Below are 11,827 nucleotides of genomic sequence, written 5' to 3' on the forward strand. Positions count from 1 at the left end.
TTAGCTTTTGCCATGATCTAACGGACACGAAGAGTGCCCCCCCCCCATTTTTGCTCAAGTTTCTACATTGTCGGCTGGCAGATGCTCATTTCCCGGGACGTGCGGTTCAAGGAAGCTGGCCGGCGGGGGTACGCCAATGCCTTCACGGGTTCCCTGCACCGGCATGGTCAAGACACCGAGGCTGTCCAGGTATCGCGGGTCATTCTGCTCGGAATAGACCGGAAACGTGCAATTGCGGTCCCTGAAGCTCTTCAGGGTCTGCCCGAGGCCACGCAATCCGGTAGCACGCTGCCGGCGTACCATATCGAGATCAACCTCGATCGGAATGATTTCTTCCTGGCCGGCTGCCTGGTAGATCACGTTCCCGGACGGTCCGATCACGCAGGACCGTCCGGTGCCACCGGTATCGAGCCCGTTGATGTCGAAAACATAGCACTGGAACATGGCCGCCGTGGAGCGCGCGATGGCAAGCTCGATATCCCGATCGATTGTGGCGGTCAGCACCGGGTGGAGCAGGATTTCCGCCCCCATAGCGGACAATTGCCGCGTGGTTTCCGGGAACCAGATGTCGTAACAAATGGACAGGCCGAAGCGGCCCACATCGGGGACATCAAAGACCAGGAACTTATCGCCGCCCGTGACAGCATGCTCGTAGGGCGCGAATGGAAACATCTTCCGATAGCGTGAGACGATCTCACCCCGCGGGTTTATGACCACCGACTCATTGAAGAGGTGCTCCCCTTCCCGCACGAACATTGAGCCGGGAATGATCCAGATATTGTGCTGGCGCGCCTTCTCCTGGAACGCCCAGAGGACTGCATCCAGATTCTCCGGATGGTTCGTCGGGAGTGGTCCGAAGGGTGCCAATTCGCTGAACAGAATCATCTGGACCCAGGGGAACCGGACCATTGCGAGGTCGATTTTCTGGGTCATCGCGGTCACATTCTCATGTGTCGCGGACACATGCATCTGGACTCCGGCGATGGCGAACGGTGTCATTTAGTAATGCTCCAATTTTCAATAAATACCAGCATCGACCAGTCGCAGCGACGTGGCAACGCATTGTCCTCATCATAGCCCATGCCGTCGCTATTCGGCGGCAACCCGGCCGACGGCGAGGTCGGAAAGAGATTTCTCGAGCATGCCCAGCCCCTCTTCCAGCACGTTGTCCTCGGCGGTCAACGGCACAAGAATGCGTATCACATTCGCATAGACACCGCACGACAACAGCAGCAGGCCATTCTCGAGCGCACGTGCGCACAGAGCCTTGGCCGCGTCCGGGTCAGGCTCCATGCTGCCGGGTGCCTTGACCAGCTCAAACGCAACCATGGCGCCCAGTCCCCGAATATCCCCGATCGGGAGCACATCGTTGCGCGCCGCAATCCGGTTGATCCGGGCAATCATGCGCTTGCCCATCTCGGTGCTTCGTTCCAGCAGCTTTCCCTCTTCGATGGCCTGAAGAACGCCGAGAGCCGCCGCGCACCCGATCGGACTGCCGCCATAGGTGCCCCCGAGGCCGCCCGGTTCCGGCGCGTCCATGATGTCGGCCTTGCCGATCACGCCGGCAAGCGGGAACCCGCCAGCCAGGCTTTTGGCCGTGGTGATGATGTCCGGCTCGATGCCGGCATGTTCGACGGCGAAGAGCTTGCCGGTCCGCCCGAAGCCGCTCTGGACCTCGTCCGCGATCAGGACGATGCCATGTTCATCGCAGAGCGTCCGCAGCCGCTGCAGCAATTCGGTTGGGGCAATGTGGAAACCGCCCTCGCCCTGAACCGGTTCGATGACGATGGCTGCGACGCGTGCGGGATCGATGTCCGCCTTGAACAACCGGTCCATGGCCTTGAACGTGTCGTCGACCGTGACCCCATGCGCGGGCATCGGAAATGGCAGGTGATAAATCTCGCCGGGGAAAGGGCCGAACCCTTTCTTGTAGGGAACGACCTTGCCGGTCAGGCCCATTGTCATGTGCGTACGACCATGGAAGCCACCGCTGAAGGCAATGACCCCAGGCCGGCCGGTATGGGCGCGGGCGATCTTGATCGCGTTTTCGATTGCCTCCGCACCCGACGTGACGAACAGGGTCTTCTTCGGTGTGTTGCCCGGCGCCAGCGCGTTCAGGCGCTCGGCAAGTTCCACATAGGGCTCATACGGAACGACCTGATAGGCCGTATGCGTGAAGCGGTCGAGTTGCTCGTTGACACGCTGCATCACCAACGGATTCCGGTGTCCCGTGTTCAGCACCCCGATCCCGCCGGCGAAATCGATGAAACGCCGGCCTTCGACGTCCCACAATTCCGCATTCTCCGCCCGTTCGGCAAAGACCGTTGTGGCAGTCGCAACACCGCGCGGCGTTGCAGCCTGGCGGCGAACATTCAGAGAGTCGTTGGTCGTCATCGCTGTTCTCCTCATATGACGAAACCTGATGATCCGTGCTGTCCCGCGACCGGTCGCAGGCCGGTCGCTTTTTTGTCCCTTTGTTCAGGCGGCCTTGCTGTCCGTGTCCGCTGCAGCGGCAAAGCCGGACATCGCCTGCTCAATCGTCGGGGTCGCGCTGTCCGCACGGGGTTCGTGAACGGAAAAACCGGAAATGGATGCGTTCACCGGCTCGTCTGCCATTGGCTGCGGCGCGGCGGTGCCCTGTGCAATGCGGCGCGAGATGCTCCAGACATGTCCGAACGGGTCGATGAATTTACCGTATCGCTCGCCCCACGGCTGGTCCGCCAAAGGCACGAGAATGCCGGCGCCGTGCGTCACTGCCCGCTCCCAGATCTCGTCTGTGTTCCGAAGATAGAGATGCATGCCGACGGAGGTGCCACCGAATCCAGCCGGGGAGAGAATGCCGAAAGCAGGCATCTCGTCCATGACACGGACGATGGACGTCCCGATCTTCAGTTCTGCCTGAAGAATGGTATCCGAATCCTCGGCATTGAGCCGGGACAGGACAGAGGCGCCTAGGACCTCCTGATAATAGTAAAGTGCAGCTTCCGCATCTCGCACCACCAATTGCGGTGTAACGGTGCCGTAGCCTTTTGGTGTCGGTGTGACTTTCCTGGTCATGTCGTCAGTTCCTGTCTGGAAGGGTCAATGGCGTGGTCTCCGCGCCGCAACCTGCCTGATTGCAGGCGTTGCCGGCCGGTGCGCCCGGAAAAAACCCGTGGCGCAGAATCAGATCACCATTTATCATGATGTACACCATGGCGAATGATGTGATCTGATTCGGCGAAAGTCAACACTATGATGCAAGATGTGTCTCTGGGCGTGACAACGACGATTACGCAGGCAGATATCCCGGTTCTCCGGGCGGCCGGCCGCTTGGGCGAATATGCTGTTGTCTATCGCTCCTACCGCCAGCAGCAGGGTGGTGGTTTCGGCGATCAGGAAAAGCATCCCTTTGCCTGGGGAGTCCTGGCATATGTCGATACCCAATTGGCCCGTGTCTACAGCGCACGCGGCCTGCCGCGGGAATGGACCGATCTGACGCGGCTTGAGAAATGGATGCGCGAGCAGGGTTTCTGGTACTGGTGGATGCGGAACGATCTGGAACCCTTGTCCATGACATCGCCGGAAGATGAAAGCGAAGCCGAAGACGAACCGGCTGTTCCGCCTATTGTCAGGCAGAGTGAGATTGACGTGGATCCGCTGCGAGCCGGATTGCCGGAGTCCCGGGACGGTTATATGCAGCCCGTCTCCAGCCAGCTTTCACAAATGAACGCGGACAACGATTGATCTTCCGGCTGTGCCTTTTCCAGCCGGTAATCTGACTTGCAATCTATTGGCCCATCAGGCCGCAGCATTCCCTAAACTGGGATTCAGTCCTTCAGGGCGATCTTCGCGGCCGGTGCACGCCCTTCGGAATCGACAAGTGTCTTGAACGTGGTCCGCGTGTCCGAATTCTCGAAACTCTTGGAGAATCGGATCATCCCGTCTGATGTCCGCAGCAGCACATGGTGCTGTCGGCATAGCGCGGCGAGATCACCAAGGAATGCAGCCGCCTCGTCCTTGCTCAGAAGCAGTTTCTGGTGATCTTTCTGTAACTCGCCGATCAGATTCGGGTCTATCATTCGGTTTCGGTCCCTTGGTCGCGGCCATCTGGAAGCTGATGTGGGCAGAATAGCACTCGAAGACGCATTAAAGAAACCGGGCCGGGTCATCACCTGGCATGCGGGGCAGCGCAACCGATCCCACAGGAGCTCACAGCGCGACGATTATATAACGGTCGTCCCGAAGGAGCTCGCCGGCATGCTCCATGCCATCGGATCGACCACCACGCTGTACGAGTTCCTGGAAGTCTTCATCGAAGACCTGCTCTACGAGCGCTTTGCCGCTGCACCGGATTGCGATGGCCTTCCGGATGCGGGCGCGGAACCGGTTCTGGAACTGCGGGGGTATTTCGACCGCTGGATGGAGTTTTATGTCCGCGAAGTGATACCGCCCCTGCCGGATCCCTCCGGACCCGATGGCGCCGCGGGGTTCGTCGCTGCCATGCAGCGCCAGCAGCCGCGCTGGCTTATCCTGGCGAACCAGAATGCCTGGGACGAGGAGCGCTGCCTGGAGGGGTTCGAGACCCTGCTTGATGTCGCGGAAACGGTATCGAAGCGGTTTGATCTGCGCCTGGATCTGGAAATGGCGCGGAACGGATTCAGGAGCATGCTGCGCCGCCGGGCCAAGGCGGAGGGTAAACCGGCCGACTGGTCCCTGCTCGACCTCGATGCCATCTGACGATTCACGGCAACAAGGTTCTGTAACAATAAGAAACTAAAGAACTTTCATGACTTTAAATCTTGTCTCAGAAACTGATCCGGCCCTTTAGATCCTGGAACGGGATTATCACATGTTCCTGGTAGGCAGGTCGTTCCTGCAGGCGTTCATACCAGGCCGCGACCCGCGGCACGGACGGCCTTTCCAGATCCATGCCGAAGAGCCGGTAGAGATGGGTTCCGGCCGGAATATCCGCCAGACCGGGCTGCGTGCCGCCGAGGAAATCGCGTCCGTCCAGGGCGTCGTCGAGACGCGTTAGGTATTGGTTTGTAAGTATTGGTTTTGCCGGATGGTTGGCCAATCACGTTGCGCTTCCGGAGTACGGTAGTAGCCCCAGAAGATCCCGGTCAGAAACGCCGGTTGCAGGCTGGTCTGTGCCCAGTCCATCCAGCGGTCTGCTTCCGATCGTTTTGCGGGATCGTCCGGCCACAGCGCGGCATCGCCATGGACCGCTGCCAGATAGCGCAGGATGGCATGGGACTCCCAGACAATCGTGCCGTCATCGTCGATCACCGGAACCCGGCCGTGCGGGTTCATGGCGAGAAAGGCCGGATCGTCGAGACCGCCGGCCGCACCGCCCAGGTCCGTATGGTAGTGAGGCAGTCCGAGCTCGCCGATCAGCCACATGACTTTCTGCACGTTGAACGCGCTGCGCCGTCCCCAGACTTTCAACATCCGCCCGCTCCCGACACCTGTAGCAAGGCGCTCATAGTACGGCTCGGCAGCCGTTGCGCAATCCGTCAGATCTCGATGACCAACCCGTCATACCCTGGCTCGACGCCGGGTGGGCATTGCGCGAGGGTTTCCCCGTAATCGAGTGAGGCGGCCATGTGGGTGAAATACGCCCTGCCCGGCTGAACTCTTTCGATCCAACCGAGTGCGGTCTCCAGATTGGCATGGCTGCGGGCCGGCTCGATGCGCAGGCAATCAACGATCCAGACAGGGATGTGCCGCAACCTGTCCAGCGCGGCGTCGGTAAAGACGGCGACGTCGGTCGAATAGGCGAAGACATTGTTGACGATCAGGCCAAGCGAGGTGCCGCTCGGGCCGTGATCCTGTTCCGAGATTTCAATCGAGAGCGGGCCGATCTCCAGAATATCGCCCGCGGCCATGTTGCGGGCGCTCAGCGGCGAGCGGAAGTGGGGCGGGCTGTCCGGCGTCTTCTCGAACATGTACGCGAACCGCTTGAAGAGATCATTCCGGGTCTTGGCGTCCATATAGGTGGGGATCTGCTTACCCGTTCCCCAGCAGAGCGGCCGGACATCGTCGATGCCGTGCACATGGTCCGCATGGCTGTGGGTGTAGAGGATCGCGTCCAGGTCGGAGACTTGAGCGTCGATAAGCTGGTCGTGCAGGTCCGGCGTGGTGTCGACCAGCACTGTTGTTCCGCCCTCTTCCAGCAGGATAGACGGGCGCCGCCTGCGGTTCTTCGGGTTGGCCGGATCGCAGGCGCCCCATCCGTCACCGATAACCGGAACACCGGAGGACGGTCCGCAGCCGAGCATGGTGATCTTCATGGGCGAATTCAGGCCGCGCCGTCGAGATCAAGATCCGCCGGGACGGGAACCCGGGAGAACAGACGGAAAAAATTCCGCGTCGTCAGGCCGGCCATCTCCGCTTCCGGGAGGCCGCGCAGGCCGGCCAGAGCCGCATGGGTGTGGGCGACATAGGCCGGCTCGTTCCGCTTGCCGCGTTTCGGCACCGGCGCGAGATAGGGAGAGTCCGTTTCGACCAGCAGCCGGTCCAGCGGCACATCCCGCACCGTCGATCGGACGTCTTCGGCGTTCTTGAAGGTGATGATGCCGCTCAGCGAGACATAAAAGCCGATATCGAGTGCCCGCTCGGCCAGCCGGCGGCCGCTGCTGAAGCAGTGCAGCACGCCCGTATAGGGCTTGCGGGCATATTCCGCTTCCAGCAGGTCGGCCGTGTCGTCATCCGCATCGCGGGCATGGACGATCAGCGGCAGGCCGGTTTCCTGCGCCGCCCGGATATGGGTGGTGAAACTGCGGCGCTGTGCGTCGCGCGGGGCGCTGTCGTAGAAGTAATCGAGACCGGATTCACCGATGCCCACCACTTTCGGATGTTCGGCGAGCGCGACCAGTTCCTCGACAGACACTTCCGGTTCTTCTCCGGCCTGGTGCGGGTGAATCCCGACGGAGCAGAAGACATCGTCATATTGCTCCGCGATCGCGCGGATTTTCGGAAAGGTCGTGACCCGGGTGCTGATCGTGACCATGCGGCAGACCCCTGCCTGCCGGGCACGGGCGATGACCTCGTCCCGCTCGTCCTCGAAGGTCTCGAAATCGAGATGGCAGTGCGAGTCGACGATAGCCGGCGCGTTCACTCAGGCCTCCGCTGTTTCCGGTTCGACATAGCGCGGGAATACCGGCACCGGCTTCGGCAGCTCGGTTCCCGGCACCAGCCGGGTGCCGAGAGCGGCGAATTTCCGGTCTTCGGCGCCGAGCGCAAGCTGGTCCAGCATCTTCGCTGCGCTGTCAGGCACAACCGGCTGCATCAACACGCCGAGCACGCGGATGGTATCGGCCAGCACATAGAGCACGGTCGCCATCCGGTCCGGATCGGTCTTCTTCAGCGCCCAGGGGGCCATCTCGTCGACATAGCGGTTGGCATCGCCGACGATCTGCCAGACCTGATCCAGCGCCTTGTTGAAGGCCTGCGCGTCATAGGCCTGCCGGAGCGTATCGAGCAGGCCCGCAGCCGCATCCAGCAGAACCTTGTCAGCCTCGGTGAAATCCCCGTGCGCCGGCACCGTGCCATCGCAATTCTTCGCGATCATCGACAGCACGCGCTGTGACAGGTTGCCGAAATCGTTCGCCAGCTCGCTGTTCATCCGGTTGATCATGGCGGTGTGCGAGAAATCGCCGTCATTGCCGAACGGCACTTCACGCAACAGGAAGTAGCGCACCTGATCGAGCCCGTATTTCTCGATCAGCTCCAGCGGATCGATCACGTTGCCGACGGACTTGGAGATCTTCTGGCCCTCGTTGGTCCACCAGCCGTGCGCAAAGACCCGTTTCGGTAGCGGCAAGTCGGCGGCCATCAGGAAGGCCGGCCAGTAGACCGCATGGAAACGCAGGATATCCTTGCCGACCATGTGCAGGTCAGCCGGCCAGAAGGCCTTGTAGTCACTGCTCTCGGTATCGGGATAGCCGGCAGCGGTGATGTAGTTCGTCAGGGCGTCAAGCCAGACATACATGATATGGGCATCGTCGCCCGGAACCGGCACGCCCCACTTGAAGCTCGTACGCGAAACCGAAAGGTCGCGCAGGCCGGATTTGACGAAACTCGTCACCTCGTTCCGGCGTGCGGGCGGCGCGATGAAATCGGGATGCTCCTCGTAATATTTCAAGAGCGGCTCTTGCCACTTCGAAAGATCGAAGAAATAGCTCGGCTCTTCCACCCATTCGACCGGTGCGCCTGTCGGCGCCTTGCCGTCGACAACCTCGGTCTCGGTGAAGAAGGCCTCGTCGCGCACTGAATACCAGCCTTCGTAGGCGCCGAGATAAATGTGCCCCTTCTCCAGCAACTTGTTCCAGATGGTCTGGCAGGCTTTCCTGTGCCGTTCTTCCGTTGTCCGGATGAAATCGTCGTTGGAAAAATTCATCACGCCGGCAAGGTCGCGGAAATTCTGCGACACCTTGTCGGTAAAGGCTTGCGGGTCAATTCCGGCATTCTCTGCCGCGGTCTCGACCTTCTGTCCGTGCTCGTCGGTGCCGGTGAGGAACTTGACCTCATAACCGTCCAGACGCTTGAACCGGGCCAGTGCGTCGCAGGCAAGCGTCGTATAGGCATGGCCGATATGAGGCTTGTCGTTGACGTAATAGATCGGCGTCGTCAGGTAATAATGCGCGCTCATGAAGCTATCCGATCGGCGGTCGCTGTCCGTTCAGGCGGGCAGTCGGTGAATCTGGTGCATTGAGGTACCGCCCGCTCCTGTCAGTTTCAAGACGAAACGTCAGGACACGCGGTGATCAGGCGCCAGCGAATGGAACACATCCATCAGCAATTGCCGCTTGTCGAGATTGAGCCCGATGCCTTTGCCGAGCAGTGACGTGATCCGGGCACGGCGTTCGGCAACACCGGCCGGACCGAGTATTCCGGTCAGGTTCCGGGCGGCTGGCCCCATCCCTCTGACCCGGTCGACCGGCGGCGCGCCCGCCGCAGCATCCCGCGCGATCCGCCCGAGCCACCAGTCCAGCAGGTTCATGCCGGTCACGAAGGGATCGCTCTCCTCCGCCTTGACCGGCCGGGTCCAGCGATCGGCCAGCTCCAGCAGGGCCAGGTCGTGAAGCTGTGGATAGGCGCCCAAGGCGCCGAAAATATCCTCGAGCGCGGAAATGCCGCCTTCCGCCGCCAGTGCAAGCGCGCGGCCGATGCTGCCTTCGGAAAGGGCAACCAGGGTTTCGGTCGTCTGCGGAGCGAGGTCGGGTTGATGGACGGCGAGCAATTCGCCGATCTGGCTGTCTGACAGCGGCCCGAGCCGGACGGTCCGGCAGCGGGACCGGATTGTCGGCAGCAGCCGGCCGGGTGTGTGGCTGACCAGCAGGATAAGGGCCTGCCGCGGCGGCTCTTCCAGCAGTTTCAGCACCGCGTTGGCGGCATTCCGGTTCATCTCGTCCGCGCTGTCGAGGATGACCACCCGCCAGCCGCCGAGCGATGGCGTCAGGCGCAGGAAGTTACCGATCTTGCGCACATCCTCGACGACGATTTCGCCGCGCATCTTCTTGCGCTTTTCGTCATAGCCGCGCTCGACAACCAGCATGTCGGGATGGCTCCCGGCGGCGATCTGCGCGAATACCGGATCTTCCCGGGAAACCTGAAGACCTGTCGTTGCCGCCGGCAATGCGTCGCCGAACAGGCCGGGTCCCTCCTCTTCCGCGCCGCCGGACAGCACGTAGCGGGCAAACCGGAAGGCCAGGGTCGCCTTGCCGATGCCGGGCGGGCCGGTAATCATCCAGGCATGCGGAATGCGCCCGGAGGAAATGGCGTCATGCATTGCCGTCTCGGCCGCTTCATGGCCGATCAGGGTTCCGGTCGCCCTGGGCAGCGGAATGGCGTTTTCTTCGCTCATAGAGCTGCCCCGAGACGCTCGCGCACATGTCCGGCAATGGTTCTGCTCAGACTGTTCGCATCTGCCTCCGCATCGACCAGCACAACGCGCTCCGGTGCGGCTGCGGCGATATCGCGGAACCCGTCCCTCATCCGTTGATGAAAGGCGAGCTCCATGCGCTCGTACCTGTCTTCGTCGCCCCGTCGCCGTGCTTCGTCCGTGGCGCGGGTGCGGGCCAGACCGGTTTTCGGGTCGAGATCGAGAATGATTGTCAGATCCGGGCTGAGCGTGCCGAGCACGATCTTGTGCAGGTCCGCGATCTTGTCACGGTCGAGCCCGTGACCGTATCCCTGATATGCCATGCTGGAATCGGCGAACCTGTCGCAGAGCACCCATGTGCCCTTTTCCAGCTCCGGTTCGATCAGCCGGCGGACATGGTCGCGCCGCGCGGCATAGTGCAACAAAAGCTCTGTCATGGCGTCCCAGCGTTCTGTATCGCCGGTCACCAGAAGGGCGCGGATCTGCTCCGCGCCAGGAGAGCCGCCGGGCTCGCGTGTCAGGCAGACACTCTGTCCTGCTGCCTCCAGTGCGGCGGCCAGCATCCGGATCTGGGTGCTCTTGCCGGCCCCCTCTCCGCCTTCAAATGTAATGAAACGCCCGCGTGCGCGGTCCGGACGGTCAGCCACCGCTGCCCCAGACCAGATATTCCACCGCCGCGCCGACCTTGCCGAAGACGCCGAGCTGCGCAACATCGTCAGCGGCATAGAGGGGGATTGTCACATCTTCCATATCCGGTGCGGAGACCTTCAAGATTGCCAGTTGCGTGCCGGCAGCGATCGGGGCCGGTACCGGGCCTTCATAGACCACACTGACTTTCATTTTCTGCCGCGAGGTGCGCTTCAGGGTGAGCACAACGTCCTTGTCGACCGTCAGAGGCACGGTCTTGGCGCTGCCGAGCCAGACGTCTGCATTGGCGACGACCGCACCTTTTTCGAACAGTGAGTAGTTTTCAAACTCCCGGAAGCCCCAGTCGAGCAGCGCCTCTCCCTCGCGGGAGCGTGCGGACACGCTCTCCAGACCGTTCACGACCAGGACAAGGCGACGGCCGTTCCGCATTGCCGAGGCGGTCAGGCCGTATCCGGCCGCTTCCGTATGCCCGGTCTTCAGTCCGTCGGAGCCCATATTCTTGTAGAGCAGCGGGTTCCGGTTGCCCTGTTTGATCTTGTTGTAGGTGAAGGTCTTTTCCGAATAGATCGGATAATATTCCGGGAACCGCCGGATGGTTTCGATGGCAATGCGAGACAGGTCATATGCCGTCGTCCGGTGTTCCGGGTCGGGCCACCCCGTCGCGTTGCGGAAGGTGCTGCCGGTCAGGCCGAGTTCCTGTGCCCGCCGGGTCATTTCTTCGGCAAAGGCTTCTTCCGTTCCGCCAAGGGCCTCTGCCAGGGCAATGGCCGCGTCATTGCCGCTCTGCACGATGATGCCGCGCAGAATATCTTGCACGGCGACCCGGGTATTCACCTTCACGAACATTTTCGAGCCGCCCTTGCGCCAGGCTTTCTCGCTGATCGCGATGGTGTCGTCCATGGAAAGCCGTCCGTCCTTCAGGCGTTCGAATGCCATGAAGACCGTCATGATCTTGGTCATGGATGCGGGCGGCATCGGCTTGTCGGCGTCTTTCTGGAAGAGAATGGAGCCGGTGTCATAGTCGACCAGAATGGCCTCGCGGGCACTGGTATCGAGCGCGGATGCCTGCGGCACGCAGACAAGCATGGCCACCAGCATTCCGGTGACGCCAAGATGAATGCGCATGCGTCCGACTGCGGCGTTCAGTTTGTCGGCGACTGTCTTCATGAGTTCCCCACCCGTCCGAATGACGAGACAATTTGGTCTGAAAGGTTTCCGCCTGCGACATCCTCAGGCGCTTGTCGGCATAACGCACAAATTTGATCTAAATGAGACATGGGGCCGCTCAGCCAATTTTCCCGGCGTCTGTGG

The 11,827-nt window shown here is 61.5% G+C and carries 14 protein-coding genes; 2 read left to right on the forward strand and 12 right to left on the reverse strand.

The genetic code is table 11. The features are described from left to right. Positions 1-54: 54 nt before the first annotated feature. From RH950_RS12590 to RH950_RS12600, 3 genes are all read right to left on the reverse strand, one after another. Positions 55-999: a carbon-nitrogen hydrolase family protein gene (locus tag RH950_RS12590; protein ID WP_350057239.1), complete on the reverse strand. Its 945-nt coding sequence runs from the start codon at positions 997-999 to the stop codon at positions 55-57. A gap of 90 nt (positions 1,000-1,089) precedes the next feature. Further along, the gene (gene gabT, locus RH950_RS12595; protein WP_350057241.1) at positions 1,090-2,394 is read right to left on the reverse strand and encodes a 4-aminobutyrate--2-oxoglutarate transaminase; all 1,305 of its coding nucleotides are present in this window, start codon (positions 2,392-2,394) and stop codon (positions 1,090-1,092) included. An 84-nt stretch (positions 2,395-2,478) separates the two neighbouring features. After that, positions 2,479-3,057 carry a VOC family protein gene (locus RH950_RS12600; RefSeq protein WP_350057243.1) on the reverse strand — a complete coding sequence of 193 codons (579 nt, stop codon included), beginning with the start codon at positions 3,055-3,057 and terminating at the stop codon, positions 2,479-2,481. A 177-nt stretch (positions 3,058-3,234) separates the two neighbouring features. On the opposite strand from RH950_RS12600, the gene RH950_RS12605 reads away from it, so the two are divergent. Continuing rightward, positions 3,235-3,726: a hypothetical protein gene (locus tag RH950_RS12605; protein WP_350057245.1), complete on the forward strand. Its 492-nt coding sequence runs from the start codon at positions 3,235-3,237 to the stop codon at positions 3,724-3,726. Positions 3,727-3,809: 83 nt separating this feature from the next. Here RH950_RS12605 and RH950_RS12610 read toward each other — a convergent pair whose 3' ends face one another. Beyond that, entirely contained in the window at positions 3,810-4,061 is a 252-nt protein-coding gene (locus tag RH950_RS12610) for a hypothetical protein (protein ID WP_350057247.1), read from the reverse strand. A 178-nt stretch (positions 4,062-4,239) separates the two neighbouring features. Here RH950_RS12610 and RH950_RS12615 point away from each other — a divergent pair, with 178 nt between their 5' ends. Beyond that, complete coding sequence (locus tag RH950_RS12615; protein ID WP_350057248.1) at positions 4,240-4,719, forward strand: hypothetical protein; 480 nt, start codon at positions 4,240-4,242, stop codon at positions 4,717-4,719. 67 nt (positions 4,720-4,786) lie between these two features. On the opposite strand, the gene RH950_RS12620 is transcribed toward RH950_RS12615, so the two are convergent. The 8 genes from RH950_RS12620 to RH950_RS12655 all read right to left on the reverse strand — a co-directional run bounded on the left by RH950_RS12620 (position 4,787) and on the right by RH950_RS12655 (position 11,683). After that, positions 4,787-5,059: a glutathione S-transferase C-terminal domain-containing protein gene (locus RH950_RS12620; RefSeq protein WP_350057250.1), complete on the reverse strand. Its 273-nt coding sequence runs from the start codon at positions 5,057-5,059 to the stop codon at positions 4,787-4,789. Continuing rightward, positions 5,014-5,433, reverse strand: coding sequence for a glutathione S-transferase (locus tag RH950_RS12625; RefSeq protein ID WP_350057252.1), 420 nt, complete (start codon positions 5,431-5,433; stop codon positions 5,014-5,016). The genes RH950_RS12620 and RH950_RS12625 overlap by 46 nt, the downstream gene beginning before the upstream one ends. A gap of 65 nt (positions 5,434-5,498) precedes the next feature. Then, positions 5,499-6,275, reverse strand: a complete 777-nt coding sequence (locus RH950_RS12630; protein ID WP_350057254.1) for an MBL fold metallo-hydrolase — start codon at positions 6,273-6,275, stop codon at positions 5,499-5,501. Positions 6,276-6,283: 8 nt separating this feature from the next. After that, positions 6,284-7,102, reverse strand: coding sequence for a TatD family hydrolase (locus RH950_RS12635; protein ID WP_350057256.1), 819 nt, complete (start codon positions 7,100-7,102; stop codon positions 6,284-6,286). Next, positions 7,103-8,635 carry a methionine--tRNA ligase gene (gene metG / locus RH950_RS12640; RefSeq protein WP_350057258.1) on the reverse strand — a complete coding sequence of 511 codons (1,533 nt, stop codon included), beginning with the start codon at positions 8,633-8,635 and terminating at the stop codon, positions 7,103-7,105. A 99-nt stretch (positions 8,636-8,734) separates the two neighbouring features. After that, positions 8,735-9,850: a DNA polymerase III subunit delta' gene (locus tag RH950_RS12645; protein WP_350057260.1), complete on the reverse strand. Its 1,116-nt coding sequence runs from the start codon at positions 9,848-9,850 to the stop codon at positions 8,735-8,737. After that, positions 9,847-10,515: a dTMP kinase gene (tmk, locus tag RH950_RS12650; RefSeq protein ID WP_350057262.1), complete on the reverse strand. Its 669-nt coding sequence runs from the start codon at positions 10,513-10,515 to the stop codon at positions 9,847-9,849. The genes RH950_RS12645 and tmk overlap by 4 nt, the downstream gene beginning before the upstream one ends. Further along, positions 10,508-11,683 carry a D-alanyl-D-alanine carboxypeptidase family protein gene (locus tag RH950_RS12655; protein WP_350057264.1) on the reverse strand — a complete coding sequence of 392 codons (1,176 nt, stop codon included), beginning with the start codon at positions 11,681-11,683 and terminating at the stop codon, positions 10,508-10,510. The genes tmk and RH950_RS12655 overlap by 8 nt, the downstream gene beginning before the upstream one ends. Positions 11,684-11,827 lie beyond the last annotated feature (144 nt).

The sequence above is a fragment of the Nisaea sp. genome (assembly GCF_040217065.1).
Classification (GTDB): Bacteria; Pseudomonadota; Alphaproteobacteria; order Thalassobaculales; family Thalassobaculaceae; genus Nisaea.